Origin of the sequence: Paenibacillus sp. FSL P4-0338 (assembly GCF_038002365.1) — a bacterium.
In the GTDB taxonomy this organism is placed as follows: Bacteria; Bacillota; Bacilli; order Paenibacillales; family Paenibacillaceae; genus Paenibacillus_AQ.
This window is the reverse complement of sequence record NZ_JBBOCG010000001.1, coordinates 3,950,881-3,967,026: the sequence shown is the minus strand read 5'-3', so window position 1 is coordinate 3,967,026 and position 16,146 is coordinate 3,950,881. Positions and strand designations below refer to the sequence as shown.

Annotated in this window: 19 protein-coding genes and 1 riboswitch; of the genes, 16 read left to right on the top strand and 3 right to left on the bottom strand. The window is 51.8% G+C overall.

Translation table 11 applies throughout. The features are described 5' to 3' along the window. Nucleotides 1–3: 3 nt before the first annotated feature. A riboswitch (SAM riboswitch) is annotated at nt 4–139 on the top strand. 102 nt (nt 140–241) lie between these two features. Genes MKZ07_RS17445 through MKZ07_RS17435 form a run of 3 tightly spaced genes read left to right on the top strand, consistent with a single transcriptional unit; the run spans nt 242 to nt 2,833 of the window. Further along, nucleotides 242–1,258 carry a methionine ABC transporter ATP-binding protein gene (locus tag MKZ07_RS17445; RefSeq protein ID WP_036701694.1) on the top strand — a complete coding sequence of 339 codons (1,017 nt, stop codon included), beginning with the start codon at nt 242–244 and terminating at the stop codon, nt 1,256–1,258. Beyond that, nucleotides 1,258–1,926, top strand: a complete 669-nt coding sequence (locus MKZ07_RS17440) for a methionine ABC transporter permease (protein WP_341026793.1) — start codon at nt 1,258–1,260, stop codon at nt 1,924–1,926. The genes MKZ07_RS17445 and MKZ07_RS17440 overlap by 1 nt, the downstream gene beginning before the upstream one ends. 58 nt (nt 1,927–1,984) lie before the next feature. After that, complete coding sequence (locus MKZ07_RS17435) at nt 1,985–2,833, top strand: MetQ/NlpA family ABC transporter substrate-binding protein (RefSeq protein WP_036701689.1); 849 nt, start codon at nt 1,985–1,987, stop codon at nt 2,831–2,833. A 184-nt stretch (nt 2,834–3,017) separates the two neighbouring features. Here the strand turns inward: MKZ07_RS17435 and MKZ07_RS17430 are convergent, their stop codons facing one another. Continuing rightward, on the bottom strand, nt 3,018–3,266 hold the full coding sequence (locus MKZ07_RS17430; RefSeq protein WP_036701687.1) for a NifU family protein: 249 nt from the start codon (nt 3,264–3,266) through the stop codon (nt 3,018–3,020). An 82-nt stretch (nt 3,267–3,348) separates the two neighbouring features. On the opposite strand from MKZ07_RS17430, the gene MKZ07_RS17425 reads away from it, so the two are divergent. After that, a complete protein-coding gene (locus MKZ07_RS17425) occupies nt 3,349–3,603 on the top strand; it encodes a YuzB family protein (RefSeq protein WP_063829082.1) in 255 nt (84 codons plus the stop codon). 26 nt (nt 3,604–3,629) lie between these two features. Here MKZ07_RS17425 and MKZ07_RS17420 read toward each other — a convergent pair whose 3' ends face one another. Beyond that, the gene (locus MKZ07_RS17420; protein ID WP_036701682.1) at nt 3,630–4,691 is read right to left on the bottom strand and encodes an NAD(P)/FAD-dependent oxidoreductase; all 1,062 of its coding nucleotides are present in this window, start codon (nt 4,689–4,691) and stop codon (nt 3,630–3,632) included. Nucleotides 4,692–4,769: 78 nt separating this feature from the next. Beyond that, nucleotides 4,770–5,876, bottom strand: coding sequence for an aminofutalosine synthase MqnE (gene mqnE / locus MKZ07_RS17415; RefSeq protein WP_341026790.1), 1,107 nt, complete (start codon nt 5,874–5,876; stop codon nt 4,770–4,772). A gap of 399 nt (nt 5,877–6,275) precedes the next feature. On the opposite strand from mqnE, the gene MKZ07_RS17410 reads away from it, so the two are divergent. From MKZ07_RS17410 to MKZ07_RS17355, 12 genes are all read left to right on the top strand, one after another. Then, the gene (locus tag MKZ07_RS17410) at nt 6,276–6,635 is read left to right on the top strand and encodes a HesB/IscA family protein (protein WP_341026788.1); all 360 of its coding nucleotides are present in this window, start codon (nt 6,276–6,278) and stop codon (nt 6,633–6,635) included. A gap of 170 nt (nt 6,636–6,805) precedes the next feature. After that, the gene (locus tag MKZ07_RS17405) at nt 6,806–7,405 is read left to right on the top strand and encodes a hypothetical protein (protein WP_036701674.1); all 600 of its coding nucleotides are present in this window, start codon (nt 6,806–6,808) and stop codon (nt 7,403–7,405) included. Nucleotides 7,406–7,746: 341 nt separating this feature from the next. Then, on the top strand, nt 7,747–8,409 hold the full coding sequence (locus MKZ07_RS17400; RefSeq protein WP_076161480.1) for a GntR family transcriptional regulator: 663 nt from the start codon (nt 7,747–7,749) through the stop codon (nt 8,407–8,409). Between the two features lie 21 nt (nt 8,410–8,430). Beyond that, on the top strand, nt 8,431–9,591 hold the full coding sequence (locus MKZ07_RS17395) for an amidohydrolase (protein WP_036701670.1): 1,161 nt from the start codon (nt 8,431–8,433) through the stop codon (nt 9,589–9,591). 42 nt (nt 9,592–9,633) lie between these two features. Next, entirely contained in the window at nt 9,634–10,677 is a 1,044-nt protein-coding gene (locus MKZ07_RS17390) for a methionine ABC transporter ATP-binding protein (RefSeq protein WP_341026782.1), read from the top strand. Then, nucleotides 10,652–11,311 carry a methionine ABC transporter permease gene (locus tag MKZ07_RS17385; protein ID WP_036701665.1) on the top strand — a complete coding sequence of 220 codons (660 nt, stop codon included), beginning with the start codon at nt 10,652–10,654 and terminating at the stop codon, nt 11,309–11,311. The genes MKZ07_RS17390 and MKZ07_RS17385 overlap by 26 nt, the downstream gene beginning before the upstream one ends. 27 nt (nt 11,312–11,338) lie before the next feature. Beyond that, nucleotides 11,339–12,358 (top strand): uroporphyrinogen decarboxylase family protein, encoded by a 1,020-nt coding sequence (locus tag MKZ07_RS17380; RefSeq protein ID WP_341026781.1) that lies wholly within the window; start codon nt 11,339–11,341, stop codon nt 12,356–12,358. Nucleotides 12,359–12,370: 12 nt separating this feature from the next. Further along, on the top strand, nt 12,371–13,204 hold the full coding sequence (locus MKZ07_RS17375; protein WP_036701659.1) for a MetQ/NlpA family ABC transporter substrate-binding protein: 834 nt from the start codon (nt 12,371–12,373) through the stop codon (nt 13,202–13,204). A 22-nt stretch (nt 13,205–13,226) separates the two neighbouring features. Beyond that, on the top strand, nt 13,227–14,036 hold the full coding sequence (proC, locus tag MKZ07_RS17370) for a pyrroline-5-carboxylate reductase (protein WP_341026778.1): 810 nt from the start codon (nt 13,227–13,229) through the stop codon (nt 14,034–14,036). Next, nucleotides 14,036–14,803 (top strand): VOC family protein, encoded by a 768-nt coding sequence (locus MKZ07_RS17365; protein ID WP_341026777.1) that lies wholly within the window; start codon nt 14,036–14,038, stop codon nt 14,801–14,803. Before proC ends, MKZ07_RS17365 begins: the two co-directional genes overlap by 1 nt. A gap of 122 nt (nt 14,804–14,925) precedes the next feature. Then, on the top strand, nt 14,926–15,405 hold the full coding sequence (locus tag MKZ07_RS17360) for a DinB family protein (RefSeq protein ID WP_341026775.1): 480 nt from the start codon (nt 14,926–14,928) through the stop codon (nt 15,403–15,405). A gap of 23 nt (nt 15,406–15,428) precedes the next feature. After that, complete coding sequence (locus MKZ07_RS17355; RefSeq protein ID WP_036701649.1) at nt 15,429–15,974, top strand: GNAT family N-acetyltransferase; 546 nt, start codon at nt 15,429–15,431, stop codon at nt 15,972–15,974. Nucleotides 15,975–16,146: the final 172 nt, after the last annotated feature.

Sequence of the window (16,146 nt, the reverse complement as noted above, 5' to 3'; positions counted from 1 at the left end):
ATTATCTTATCGAGAGCGGCGGAGGGATAGGCCCGATGAAGCCCGGCAACCGGTTTGAATACAGCTTTACGCTGTACCCAAATGTCATGGTGCTAATTCCTACAATGCCGCCGGTTTTGGGGTATTTGGCAGATGAGAAGGCATTGTCATTATACACACAGGGCCTCTTGCGATCTGCATGGATCGTAGGGGGTCTTTTTATTGCAATGATGGAAGCTAGAACAGAAGGGGGACGCAGCGGTTGATAGAATTGAAGGATATAACCAAGGTGTACGGCAAAGGCAGTAAGCAGGCAACTGCACTCTCTGCGCTGAGCCTGTCGATTAAGAAGGGTGAAATCTTCGGGGTGATCGGTCACTCCGGGGCCGGCAAAAGCACGCTGATCCGCTGCATTAATCTGCTCGAGCGCCCGACTGCGGGCGAGGTGTGGGTGGACGGTGTGGAGCTTACAGCGCTTAGCCAGAGACAGCTGCAAGAGCAGCGGCGCAAGATCGGGATGATTTTTCAGCATTTCAATCTGCTCTCATCGGCTACAGTCTATGATAATATCGCGTTTCCACTGCGGCTGATCGGAGCCGGAAGGAATGAGATTGAACAAAAGGTTAAAGATCTGCTCGCCCTGGTTGGACTGGAGGAGCACTGGAATAAGTACCCGGCTCAGCTATCCGGCGGACAGAAGCAGCGTGTCGGGATCGCCCGGGCGTTGGCGAGTGATCCGGACGTTCTGTTATGCGATGAAGCGACCTCGGCGCTTGATCCGCAGACGACAGACTCCATTCTTCGCCTGCTGATGGATATCAACAGCAAATTCCATCTGACCATCGTGCTGATTACACATGAGATGCATGTGATTCAGAGCATCTGCGACCGTGTTGCCGTGATCCATGGAGGCGGTATTGTGGAGCAGGGTGAAGTGGCCGAGGTATTTCTGAAGCCGAAGCATGAGGTTACCAGGGAATTCATCCGCAGTGAGACCCAGTCGGATGGACCGCTCCGGCAAGCAATTGATGCTGTGCACCCAGGCTACACGAAGTCGGTCAAAATCACTTTTCTCGGGCAAAAGACTTACGGATCCACGCTCTCACAGGTGGTTCAAGGAACAGGGGTTCACTTCGCCATTCTCCATGGCACGATCTCAACGATCAAGGATGTTCCTTACGGGCAGCTGATTGTACGGTTCGAAGGACCTGCCGATGCGGTTGAAGCCACGCTTACGGAGTTAGTAGCGCAAGGTCTTGATGTGGAGGTGATTTCCTGATGGGCGGACTGGATTTTAATAAGATTGATTGGGCAGAAATGCTCGATGCAACGGTGGCTACACTTAACATGGTAGTTATTTCAGGATTATTCACAATTATCCTTGGTTTACCGCTCGGAATTATGCTATATTTATGGGGGAGATCAAATAACACTATTATCAGAGCTGTTTACTCGGCATTATCATTTATCGTAAATATCCTGCGTTCCGTTCCGTTTATCATTCTCATGGTGGCCCTGATTCCGCTCAGCAAGATCATTATGGGCACCTCCATCGGTGTGCGCGGAACCATTCTGGCACTGGTGGTCGGTGCGGCTCCCTTTTTCGCCAGACTGGTGGAAACGGCGCTGCGGGAGGTTGACCGGGGAATTATTGAAGCAGCGCAGGGCATGGGGGCATCCACCGGGCAGATCGTGATGCGCGTCTTGCTGCCGGAGGCTCGTCCGGGCTTGCTTGCCGGAATAACCATTACTTTAGTGACCCTTGTCTCTTATACTGCCATGGCGGGATTTATTGGCGGCGGCGGTCTGGGGGATCTGGCGATCCGTTACGGCTATTACCGTTATATGAAGGAAGTTATGATTATCGCAGTGGCACTGATAGTAATACTCGTCCAACTGCTGCAAATGGCCGGTGACCGGCTGGTAAGACATTTTACACGGAAATAAGGTACGTCCACATATAGCCTTATTCAATAAAACATATGGATTAGAGGGGGATTTACAGATGAAAAAAGTACTGCTTACATTCTTCAGCCTGACCTTGGTATTGGTGCTTGCCGCTTGCGGAAACAACAAGGCCAATAACACCACGAATTCTGCTGCTACAGAACCGACTACAGAGCCTGCTGCGGACCCGGTAACCCTGGTTATTGGTGCTTCTCCTGTACCGCATGCGGAAATCCTCAAAGCGATTGCCCCACTGCTTGAAGCCCAAGGCATTAAGCTGGAAATTAAAGAATTCACAGATTATATTCTTCCCAATACACAGCTTGCCGAGAAGCAGCTCGATGCGAACTTCTTCCAGCACAAGCCTTACCTGGATGATCAGAACGCCAAGAACGGCACAGATCTCGTATCTGTAACTGCTGTTCATGTAGAGCCATTTGGCGCTTATTCCAAAAAAATCAAATCGATTGACGAATTGGCAGAGGGTGCAAAGGTTGCAATTCCGAATGATGCAACGAACGGCGGACGCGCATTGATTCTGCTGGCTAAGAACGGCCTGATCAAGCTGAAGGATGACACCAATATTGCCTCTACCAAAGCGGATATCACTGAGAACGCCAAGAAGCTGGATATCATTGAGCTGGATGCAGCCATGCTGCCCCGTCAGCTGGATGAAGTAGACCTGGCGCTGATCAACACCAACTTTGCACTGGATGCTAAGCTGTCTCCTACCAAGGATGCGTTGTTCATTGAAGGCGGCGACTCCCCGTATGCCAACCTGCTGGTTGCCCGTCCTGACAATAAGGATTCCGATGCCATTCAGAAGCTGGCAGCAGCGCTGACATCCCCGGAAGCGAAGGCATTCATCGATAAGCAATATGACGGAGCGATTATTCCGGCATTCTAAGCTTAAGCTTAGGCAAGCTGAGTAATCCTAGTGAGACCAGAAGAAGCCCGGTAGCCAGAATTGGCCAGCGGAGCGGCTTCTGGTTTTTTTGCGAAGCCAGGTGGTTGATCCTACAGACGAAATCCTCTATAATAAAAAAAATCCCGGCCTCTTAGCGGAGGCCGGGATGGTTTATGAAACGGGATTAGAATACCTGAACGACTTCTTCCACGCCTTCTACTTCTTCAATCAGGGCGCGTTCGATCCCGGCTTTTAGCGTGATCGTGGAGCTTGGGCAACTGCCGCATGCACCCATAAGCTTCAGCTTAACGATGCCGTCTTCAACATCAATCAGTTCCACGTCACCGCCATCGCGCTGCAGGAACGGACGAAGTTTATCAAGGACTTCCAGTACTTCATCGTACATGGTTGCGCTTTGTACATTCTCACTCATTTCTCAATCACTCCTTTCGTATGTTTATTATAGTACAAAAAGTTAAAAAATAAAATGGTTAAGGCAGAATAGGGAGATCATCATGAGACCAATTATAGAATTCTGTGCCAGCAACATCGGCCACGGCACTGAACCGCTCAAGCTTAAGCTGGAACAAAACCCTGAATATGATGTAGTGGAGTACGGCTGTCTGAACAACTGCGGAGAGTGTTATCTCCAGCCGTTCGCCATGGTTGACGGGGAGATCATTGAGGCTGATTCCCCTGCTGCTCTGGAAGAGGCCATAGAAGCCGCTATACGAGAGGCAGAAGCCTGGGACAACCTGGAGATTGACTAAACCGCCTGGGTTCAAGCCGGGTTTCATCAGCCGAAATGGCGTTTAGACATCCACAGCACACCGCTCTTCAGCAGGCGCGGAACCCGGCCCATGACAGAGCGGCGGCCCATCAGGCCGAAACCGGCATTTTTGCCGAGTGAACCGAGAGTTCCCTTCAGCTTAATCTTATGCAGCTTCGGGGTTTCTCCCCGCCACAGTGCCTGAATAATCTGACCCACCTGCTCGCCCTGGGCACCCGCCGCCTGTGCACTGGGGGCGAAGGGCAGGCTGGCACAATCCCCGATCACATAGACCTCCGGATATTCAGCGATATTGTAATATTCCCCGACAATGAGCCTGCCTCCGCGGTCCTTCGGAAGCTCAAGCTGCTGCACGACCTTCACCGGCTGAATACCGGCAGTCCATACCGTCACATCCGCCGGAATAGCCTGGGTGCCATTGAAGATGGCATCCTTTTCGACATGAGAGACCGACACCCCGCCGATCGTCTCCACCTGATGCTCACTGAACCATTCCTCGACATACCTGGACAGCTTAGCCGGAAAAGAAGACAGAATACGATCTCCCCGGTCCATCAGCGAGATATTCAGATCTGGCCGGCTCTCCCGCAGCTCCGAAGCAATCTCTACGCCGCTTAGTCCCCCGCCGACAATGTTGACGGTTCCATAAGGCTTCACATCGTTCAGCCTGCGGTAAGTTTCGCGGGTTCCGGCGAAGCTCTGAATACTGCAGGTGTATTCCTCAGCTCCAGGAATGTTATGGTAATTATCCGTACAGCCCAGGGCAATCGCCAGGATATCATAGGCTATCGGCTCCCCGGAATCGAGCAGGACCAGCTTGCTCTCCAGATCAATGGAACCCACCTGCCCGTAACGAACGGTCAGGCGGGGGTGTACCGGGAATTGAATCCGCAGATGGTAATCGGTGACGGTGCCTGCGGCCAGTGCATAATATTCGGTCTTGATCCCCTGATACGGCATCCGGTCCACCAGAATGATTTCCACATCAGAAGGGAGATGATGATCCAGCAGCTGCTGAATGAGGGCAAGACCGCCGTAGCCGCCGCCCAGGACAAGTAAGGTTCTCATGCGAACTGATCTTCCTTTCGGGTACGTAATGGACAAGGCAGTTCTGCGTTCACTGGCTGAGGTAAGCTTGTTCTGTTCTTATTCGTATACCTTGATCTCGTTGTAGAAGGTATCCCGTTCTACAGGAATCCGTCCCGCACCCTTCACGAGCCAGATCAGCTCATCGCGGGTCAGCCCTTCCGGTGTCAGCGCGCCGGCAGCATGGCTGATTCGTTCCTTCAGGATCGTTCCGTGCACATCGGAAGCGCCGAAGTTCAGGGCAACCTGGGTCAACTGGGCCCCGATATTAATGAAGTAAGCCTTGATGTGGTCGAAGTTATCGAGCATCAGACGGCTGACCGCAATGGTCTTGAGATCCTCATTCGCGGAGTTGCGGCGCATGATGCCCGCATTCTTATTCTTGGGTTGCATGGACAACGGAATGAATACCATGAATCCGCCGGTCTCGTCCTGCAGGTCACGAATTTGCAGCATATGGCGGATGCGGTCCTCACGGGACTCAATCGACCCGTACAGCATCGTGGTATGGGTCTTCATGCCAAGGTGATGGGCGGTGCGGTGCACCTCAAGATATTCCTCGACATTGGCTTTATCAACGCGCATTTTTTTGCGGTACTGGTCAGACAGAATCTCTGCCCCTCCTCCGGTAAGGGTCTTCAGTCCGGCAGCGCGCAGCTGCTCCAGCACCTCACGGATACTGAGTCCGCTGATGCGGGTGAAGAAGTCGATCTCTGCCGCTGTATAGGCCTTGAGAGTCACCTCGGGGAAATGCTCGTTCAGGGCCCGCAGCGAATCAACGTAGTACTGGAAGGGCACATTATCATTATGGCCGCCTACAATATGGAACTCGCGCACGCCGGGATGAATATGCTGCTGCACATACTCCACCATCTCCTGGCCGGTGAGGGTATAAGCTCCTTCTTCGCCTTCATCCTTGCGGAAATTACAGAAGGCACACCGGGATTCGCAGACATTGGTGAAATATAGACTCATGTTCTCGATAAAATAGACTTTATTCCCGTTCTTTCGCAGATTGACCTCATTGGCCAGCTGTCCGATCGTTAAGAGATCGTTACTCTCATATAAATAAACGCCATCTTCCAAATTCAATCGTTCTCCGCCGCGAACCTTCTCAATGATGTTCGCCATCCGGGCATCCGTGTGGGGTGTAATTAGGGTAGACATATAAGTTCCTCCTGAAGGTTGGCGAGGCGGTTGCATCGCATAATCGTGTACCTGAGAATATCCGGCAACAGCCGGCATAATAAATAGAGGTTAACTGCAACCCCCGTGACAATTTTTCGAATTTTTTTGAAAATACTCTTGGTTATCGCTTTTCTTATTATAAACCTCTACTTGAGGGGGAGCAACCGCCAGAAACCGTAGGACTTCCGGTATAAATTGCATATCAGCGGAGAGTTTGCGACTTGAGGGCAGAAGAATAGTGGAGTATACTGATTTCAAGAGCCAATGAAAATGATATACATCATACTCATTCTTTTCCCGCGCAAGGCTTTGATTTCATTACACACAGCCAGAAGGCTGCTTGATTCCAATACAGTGAATTCTAAGGAGGTTGTAATTATGATTAGCATAAGTGAGACAGCGGCAGGTCAATTGAAGGCTATGCTTGCGGAGCAGGAAGTGCCGGATATGTTTCTCCGTCTGGGCGTCACCGCCGGGGGCTGCAGCGGATTCTCGTACGCAATGGGCTTCGACGATACCGAGAGTGAGCAGGACGTCTACATGGACGTTGCAGGTCTGAAAGTAGTCGTCAGCAAAGACGATATCCGTTACCTGAACGGCCTCGAGATCGACTTCGAGGAATCCGGCATGACCGGCGGCTTCACCATCAACAACCCCAACGCCAGCGCTACATGCGGCTGCGGTTCCTCATTCCGTACGAAGGAAGAGGCGGGGAATCCGGCGGCGGAGCCTTGCTAAGCTTATGAATGCTGAATGATTGATAAAGTAAGCGTGGATTGCGGATTTCAAAACCTCTTAATTTGTATGGTGCAAACTATACTTATTATGAGGTTTTTTTATGTTGGCTCAAACCATTATATGTTAAAATATAGTGATGTAACAATTAATGGATATGAGAGGTGGTTAAGATGTTACGAATACCATTTGAACGCCCAACAGAGCATTATGATGAACGAATTATTGATATCGATAAACAAATTTGCTCTTTGATCAAGAAGAGAAAGGAAGTCTCGGATAATAATCCAGGATTTCCTCCGTTAGAGTATATTTCTAAATGGTCAGAGGAACAGGGGCTTTATGAAGGATTCTTGATGTCGTTATTTGGAAATATGATGAATGAAGAACAATATAAACCGATGATCGAACCAGCCGGATTCAGACAACACATTGCAATTCTGAAGTCAGTCGTAATAGGTGATCGATTCTATACTCTAACTTCTATGAAACAATACACTAATGCAAGTGTATTAACACTAAATATAGATTGGGACAGTGAGCCGGAGGTTGAATCCAAATCTCATCAGCATAGCCATTACGAACTATATATTAATGACCAATATGACTCTCGAATGATTAGTGGAGGAAGCAGATCTGACCATGCATCATATAAATATGTTATCTCACCGCCATTACCTGATGAGATTTCCGGAATTCAATTTAGGTTCAAAGAATACAGTTTCCCGTTCAATAAGAGTGAGGCAAGTCATGAGATAGTATTTGAAACTTAGTAAGGTAAATAACCCTCCACACCCTAACGAGGTGCAGGAGGGTTATTTATCGTTTACGCTAAACTTCTCTGGAGTCACGGCTAATTCCCAAGCATTCTTTAATTCAACTTGTAAAAATACGACTTTATTTGTCAAACAAGTGTCGATTATTGATTCCCCTATAAAACATACTTGACTAGTGGGTATAATGGGATTATAGTATGAAAAAAGCTTGATTGCACAGAGAGTGTTTCAACTGGAGCTTTCATTTTATCTTGAATATCTCTCAACTTAAATAATTGTATACAATTATACAGTTAACCGGGCGACCCGCAAATGAATAGCGAGGAGCAATGAAATCTATGGAAATGCGTTCACGAAGATTGTCGAAGGATAATACCTACTATGCACTTAAGCAAAAAATAATAGATAGCGAACTGGAGCCGGATCAGGCGGTTAACGAAGAGAGCCTGGCGGCACTGCTCGGGGTCAGCCGGACTCCGCTACGAGAAGCGATTCAGCGGCTGGAGAATGAGGATTTCCTGGTGCGCCAGCCCAACGGCAGGCTGCGGGTAGCCCCTTTAACGATTAAGGAGGTCGAGGAGATCTTCCAGATCCGCAGCATGCTTGAAGGCCATATCGCCAGAAGCGCTGCCAGAAACGCTACCATTAAGGATATTCAGCAGTTAACGCTGATTCTGGAGAAGCTGAAGCAATCCTTCCAGATGGGGGATCAGCAGGATGTTGTATCCTATGGCTTCGAATTCCATGATTACTTGTGGGAGATCAGCGCGCTGAAGACTTTTGAGAAGGTGCTGAACCAGTTAAGAGACCGTTCGCTCCGGTATTGTCGTTATGTCTCGCTACACGGGGATTGGAATACGCAGGCGGATGAGGAGCATCTTGTGATTCTGCAGAGAATTATAGCCAGGGATGAAGAGGGGGCGGAGCGGGCGATGCGGGAGCATATCTTAAGCAGCCTTGCGACTGCGCTGGAGCGGATTAGAGGAATTGAGCATACGTAATGAAGGGGGAAGAACAGGCCTATGAGACCACAGCATGAGACAGAAGAAGCACTGGCAGCCCGGCTAACCGAAGTGCGGAGGAACCTGCACCGTGAACCGGAGCTTAGCAATCAGGAGTATAGAACCACGGAGAAGCTGCGTAACTGGCTGACAGAAGAGAATATAACGATCTTGGATCTGCCGCTTAAGACTGGACTTATAGCGGAGATTGGACAAGGTGACGGCAGCATAGTAGCGATTCGTTGCGATATCGATGCCCTGCCGATTGAGGAGCAGACGGGCCTGCCGTTCGCATCAGAGATTCCGGGAGCCATGCATGCCTGCGGCCATGATTTCCACACCGCTGTCATCCTGGGTGCGGCCAGTCTGCTTAAGCAGCGTGAACATGAACTGCCGGGCAAGGTCAGAATCCTGTTCCAGCCGGCAGAAGAGACGGGGCATGGTGCGGAGGACGTACTGGCATCCGGCGGGCTAAGCGGGGTGGAGGCCATCTTCGGATTACATAATTCACCGGACCTGCCTAACGGGGCGTTCGGCACAAGAACGGGAGCTTTAACGGCTGGCGTGGACCGCTTTGAGATTACGGTAAAAGGGGTCGGCGCTCACGCAGCTACACCGGAGAAAGGGGTAGACACCATTGTTACCGCCGCGCAGATCATTACGATGCTGCAAACTGTAGTCAGCCGTCAAAATAACACGCAAGAGCCGGTCGTGCTCAGTGTTACCCGGATCAACGGTGGCTTTACTTGGAATGTCCTGCCGGAGAAGGTAGAGCTGGAAGGTACAGTACGTACCTATAACGAAGAGATCCGCAGCAGCATCCCGGCCCAAATGACGCGGATCATAGAAGGGATTGCAGCCGCAGCCGGAGCAGAGGCGAAGCTGCACTGGTATCCCGGCCCGCCCGCTACGGTCAATCACGGAGGATGGACAGACTTCACCAAAGAGGTCGCAGCACAAGCAAGCTATGAGGTACATGATATTCCGCCGCAGATGGGCGGCGAGGATTTCGCCTATTATTTGCAGCAGATCCCGGGTGCCTTTGTGAACATTGGTACCGGCCCCAACCATGCGCTGCATCATCCCCGCTTCGATGTCGATGAGGCGGCTATCCTGCCAGCGGCTAAGTATTTCGCCCTGCTGGCAGAAGAGGCGCTTGCGAAGCTGAAGCAGCAGACTTGAATCCTGAATCCTAAATTTACCAGATGATTGAGGGGAACAAATATGATTGAACTACGGAATGTGTACAAGACGTTCACCCGCAAAGAGGTGAAGATAGAAGCGCTGAAGGGGATTAGCCTGAAGGTTGAGAAGGGCGATATCTTCGGGGTCATCGGCTACAGCGGAGCCGGGAAAAGCACGTTAATCCGCCTGGTCAATTATCTGGAACGGCCGTCTGAGGGCCAGGTGCTGGTAGACGGGTACGATCTGGGAGCGTACAGCGACAAAGAGCTGCGGGCAGCCAAGAAAAACATCGGCATGATTTTTCAGCATTTTAACCTGCTGGAGTCCAAAAAGGTGTTCGACAATGTGGCTATTCCACTCGTGCTGCTGAAAAAGAGCAAGGCAGAAATCCGCAAGCGGGTGGAGGAGCTGCTCGAATTCGTTGGACTAAGCGACAAGGCTGGAAGCTATCCGAGCGAGCTGTCAGGCGGACAGAAGCAGCGGGTCGGGATTGCCCGGGCACTTGCCTCGAATCCTTCGATACTGTTGTGCGACGAAGCTACTTCCGCTCTGGACCCGCAGACGACACAGTCCATCCTGCAGCTGCTCAAGCGGATCAACGCGGAATACAACATCACGGTGATGATCATCACGCATGAGATGTCAGTGATTCAGGAGATCTGCAACAAGGTAGCCGTGATGGAAGAGGGACGGATTATCGAGCAGGGCAGCGTGCTGGATGTGTTCGGAGAACCGAAGCACCAGACAACGCAGAATTTCGTCAAGACAGTCATTCAGAACAGCATGACCACAAGCGTCCGAAGAACTCTGAAGACTGAGCAGGGGAGCCGGGTGTATAAGCTGAATTTTGCCGGGGAGAGCGCTTCTGAGCCTGTGCTGTACGAGATTATCCGTACCCACGGGGTCAAGGTCAACATTCTTTTTGCGAATACGACAGAGATTCAAGAGACGACGCTCGGCACCATTATTGTACAGCTGCAAGGTGAACCGGCCCAGATGGAAGCAGCCTTGAATTACATGAAGCAGCATGAGGTCCGCATAGAGGAGGTGAAGTCCTATGTTCTCGACATCGATCACAAGTGAGCAATTCCTGAAGGCGATTATTGAAACGATTCAGATGGTGGGCGTATCGCTATTCATCGGCTCGCTGCTGGGTATTCCGCTGGGCATCCTGCTGGTTATTACCCGTCCGGGCGGCGTGCTGGAGAGCAAGTGGCTGTATACCTTACTGAATCCCTTAATTAACGTTATCCGTTCGGTTCCGTTTATCATTCTGCTGTTTGCCATTATTCCGCTAACAAGAGCAATTGTTCATACCTCGATTGGGACTAGTGCGGCAATTGTTCCGCTAATTATCTATATCGCACCCTATATCGCACGGCTGGTCGAGAATTCGCTGCTGGAAGTGAATCCGGGCATTCTCGAAGCTGCGGAAGCGATGGGCGCAACACCGCTGCAGGTCATATGGTATTTTATGCTGCCGGAAGCGGTGGGCTCGTTAATTCTCTCCCTGACCACAGCGACGATCGGGCTGATCGGGGCTACGGCAATGGCCGGGGCAGTAGGCGGCGGAGGGGTCGGCGACTTGGCAATCGTGTATGGTTATCAACGTTTTGACGAGGTGGTCATGTTCGCGACGGTCATTATTCTGATCATTCTGGTGCAGGGTATTCAGTCCCTGGGCAACACATTGGCGCGCAAGATTCGCCGTTACTAGAGATTACGAGACAAAGGGGATAGGCAGATGAGTGTATGGAGCAAGCAGGAGCGTTTTCAGGCGATCTTATCCGGGGAACTTGCGGACCGGCCGATTGTCAGCGGGTGGCGCCACTTTATTGACAAGGAGCAGAATGCGGAGGACTTGGCGTCGTCTACGATTTCTTTTACGGACAAATATAATTGGGACTGGGTCAAAATCAACCCGAGAGCGACCTATCTGGCCGAAGCCTGGGGAAATGAGTATAACTTCGCAGATTACCGGACGGTATTCCCGAGACAGCTGACTACGGCGGTTCCGGCTGCCGCGAATCTCTGGGATCTTGAGGTGAAAAAAGCCGCGCAAACCCCTTCGCTGCTGGGGCATCTGGAGGCCGTAAGGAAGATCCGCCGGGGCTTGCCAGATACGCCGCTGATTCAGACGGTATTCTCCCCGCTCACGGTATTGCTGTTCATCGTAGGACGTTCTGCTTATGTTACGGAGACCGTATTCGGGATCGGGCAGCCGGTGACGCTGGAATCACTCTTCAAGGAACACCGTGCCGCCGCGCATCATGCCCTGCATGCGATTGCCTTAACCTTGGCCGATTATGTGCAGGAGCTGCGGCAGGCGGGATCAGATGGTCTATTCTATGCGGTGACAGGCACAGCCCACCCCGGTTTATTCGATGAGGCGATGTTCGATGAGCTGTCCAGACCGTATGATTCTATCGTGCTGGAGGCGGCGAGCTACGGCAAGAATATTTTACATACCTGCGGTGCTCATGCCCAGCCTGCGAAATTCAATGATTACCGGATTGACGGAATCAGCTGGGATACGGTAGCGGAAGGCAATCCCGGGCTGGACGCCGATCTCAAGGCCACGAAGGTGGGCGGAGTGGATCACGGGCTGTTTGCCGGAAATGATCTGGATCAGATTGAACAACAGGCGAAGGAAGCTTTGGCCAAGATGAAGGGTCAGCCGTTTATTCTATCGCCAAATTGCGCCATTCCGCTGACGGTTACAGACGAGGCATTAGTGCATTTTAAAAACACAGTATTAGGATAGGGGATGAGAGTGATGAAAAAATTACTGGCGGTTCTACTGATTAGTTCGATGGCGGTGCTGGCAGCTTGCGGTAACAATAAGGAAGCGGCAAGCTCCGGGGACAAGAAGGAAATCACAGTCGGATTCGGTGTAGGTACGTATGAGGAGCAGTTCCGGCAATCCATTCTCCCGATCCTGGAAGGAAAAGGGTATACTGTAGATATCAAAACCTTCTCGCAGAATATGCAGGTCAACCCGGCGATGAAGGAAGGCTCGATTGACGCGAGTATCTTCCAGAGTACCGCCTACATGGATGCGATCAATAAGGAAATTGGCGGCGATATGGTAGGTATTGCTTATGTTCCAGGCGCACCGCAGGGGCTGTACTCGGTTAATCACACGACGCTTGACGATGTGAAGGACGGCACTACCGTTGCGATTCCAAACGACCCGGTTAATCAGGAGCGCGCGCTGCGGATTCTGGAGGAGCTGGGTTGGGTCAAGATCAAAGAGGGTGCCGGGGTAGCGGACTTCAATGTGAACAGCGTGGAGCCGGACAAGTTCAAGATTGACCTGAAGGTGCTGGACCCGGCGCAGATTCTGGTCTCGCTGCAGGATGTTGACTATGGTGTGGTGAACGGGAATTATATCGCTAACGCTCCCGACCGCAAGATTACGGATGCGCTGAAGATTGAGAATACGCCTATGCAGCATAGAATCATCGTATCGGTGAACAAGAAGGACCAGGAAGCCCAGTGGGCCAAGGATCTGAAGGCTGCCTATGAATCCAAAGAGTTCGAGGAATACATCCTTGGACAAGAGAAATATGCCGGGTTCATACTGCCGGAGGCTTGGGCTAATAACTAATCTAATCAGGGAGTGAATGGAAGTGTCAAAAGGCAAGATTCATTTCATTGGCGGCGGGCAGATGGCGGAAGCGATCATCCGGGCCTGCCTGGCAGGCGGCACGCTGGCTGCCGGTCAGATCAGTGTGTCAGATATTAATGAGGGCCGGCTTGGGCTTCTAAAAACTAAGTATAACGTAGACACGGAGCGCGCGCAGGAAGAGGCGCTCTCCGGCGCAGAACTGATCGTCATCGCTGTTCGTCCGCAGGATGATCTGGCTGCACTTGGAACTCTGATCCGGCAATCCGCCTCACCGTCTGCGGTCATTGTATCGATTGTAGCAGGGGTAACGATTGCCCAGCTTGGAGATTATTTCGGAGCCGAACGCCCGATTGTCCGCGTTATTCCTAATACTCTAACCGATACCGGTTACGGATACAGCGGTGTAGCCCTGAATGCAGCCGCATCGCTTAAGCAGGTAGAAGCATTCCTGCTTGGCTTCGGCAAGGTGCAGGTTCTGGACGAGTCCTACATCGATATCTTCACCGGCTTCGGGGTTGCCGGACCGAACTATATCTATTATTTCATTGAGTCGTTCACGGATGCCGGAGTCCTCGCCGGATTGCCGCGGGAACAAGCCTGGAAGGTGGCGCTGGAGAATATGCTGGGAGCAGTAGCGATGCTACAGCAGACTGGCCTCCACCCGAGACAGCTGCTGGATATCAACAACTCGCCTGGCGGGGTTGGGATGCACGGGCTGTACGAGCTGAATAATAGTGACTTTGCGGCCGGATTACAGCGGAGTGTATTGGCAGCTGTGAAGCGGACGACAGAGCTGGGAGTGAAGAAGTAATGAGCCTGCTCAAATGGGATCATCTGGTGCACTATGTCAACGATCTGGACCAGCCGGTGAAGCTCTTCGCGGAGCATGGCCTGACGGCCTTCCGGGGCGGATCGCATAAGGATTGGGGAACGTATAACGCCTTGAGCTATTTCGGGCTCACCTACCTAGAGTTCCTCGGGATTGAGAACCTGGAGCTGGCGCGTGCGACCAAGCATAATGTGGTTGTGCGGGATGCAGTTACCGTCCTGCCGGAGCATGAGGTATTAAGCAGAGTGGTACTGCGGACAGATGATATTGAGGCAGTAGAGGGTACATTGAAGGCTGCGGGATTGGCGCTGTCACCCATTATTGACGGCCGGCGTCTGGACAACCAGGGCCGGTTAATCGAGTGGCGGATGATGACCATTGACGGCGACTTTCAGGGACTGGTCTATCCGTTCATTATCCAGTGGAGTCAGGCGGATGAGGAGCGGCTGGACAGTCTGAACGCAGCTGGAATCAACCAGCCCCATCCTGCCGGGAAGGTGGACATGACGGGCGCTGTCTTCCGTGTCTCCGAGCCTGCCGCTGCCGCTAACCATTGGAGTGAGCTGTTCGGCCTGCCCGTTACCGGGCTTGCGGACGGCAGCTACAATCTTAAGGCAGGAGATCAGCAGACCTTCAATTTCGTGCAGGGCATGAAGAACCAGTTCAGCCGGGTCGTTCTCCGGACCGATTCCCCTCAGCTGAAGGGACAGACGCTGACTGTGGGTGAAGGCGAGTACGTGTTTGAATAAATGCAGGACAAGCGTATGGGACAGGCTGGTTGCCGTAATTAGCGGTAGCAGGCCTGTCTTGTTTGTGTTAAAGTGTGACACAAGAATGAAGTAAGGGAATAAATGGAGAATGGAGGCAGCGGATGCAGAAGCTATTTGAGTATAACTGGCAAGTGCGCCAGGATTGGTTCAACTGGTGCAGCGGAGTGGACGGGGACGAATTGATGAAAAAGCGCACCGGGGGCTTAGGCTATATCCTGCCCACGTTGTATCATATTGTTGCGGTTGAATACGGCTGGATCTGCGGAGGGATTCAGGAGAGAGCCATTGAAATTCCATCGTTTGAGGAAGTAGCCAGCCTGGAGCTGGTACAGGATTTCTCCGCCCGCTGCCATGCGGAACTGGCTCCGTTTGTCTATGGGTGGTCGGAGGAGCTGGAAGACCGGATCATGGTTGATATTACAGATGAAGGGGAACGCGAGCCTCACCCCTACGGAGAAGTGATGCGGCACGTGATCGCTCATGAGATCCATCATATCGGCCAGCTCTCGGTATGGGCACGGGAGATTGGCAAGCCGCCGATTACGGCTAATTTGATTGGCAGAGGGTTGTTTGACAAATAAAAGAGTAAGGAGGCCGCAGAGATATGGAATTTGAAACAGCAAGGCTGGTGATCAGAGAGTTCACTCCAGAGGATGTAGAGCAGGTGCATGAGTATGCATCTGATCCCGCAGTAGTGACACATTCGATCTGGGGGCCGAATTCACTGGAGGATACCCGCGAATATATCCGCCATACGCTGACATTGCAGCGGGAGGAGCCCCGCCAGGGCTTCGAGTATGCGGTGGTTCTGAAGCAGAACGGGCGGCTGATCGGCGGCTGCGGCCTGCATATTACCGGAACGAGGCAGGGAGAGATCGGCTATTGCTACAACCGGCTGTACTGGGGACAGGGCTATGCTACTGAGGCTGCTGCTGCACTGCTGGACTGGGGCTTCCATAAGCTGGAGCTTCACCGGATCTATGCGACCTGCCGCCCCGGGAATATCGGCTCCGCCCGTGTGATGCAGAAGCTAGGCATGACATACGAAGGGCATCTTAGAGGACATATGTATCATAAAGAGAAGTGGATGGATTCCTATCAATATTCGATTCTGGAGGATGAGTATAGGAACAATCGCGGAAGCGAATAAGTTGCCTCAGCTGAAGTGGTTGTTCGCACCTCTATGTTACCAAAGAGTGGTTTTATGTTTGTTCTTTTGCAAAGAGGCTGTTCCAAGAGTCATCGTAGATGACCGAGGAACAGCCTCTTTCAATTCCCTCTCTCAGCCCGCTTCAAGCGTAAGAGGCTGAATTTATTCAGCC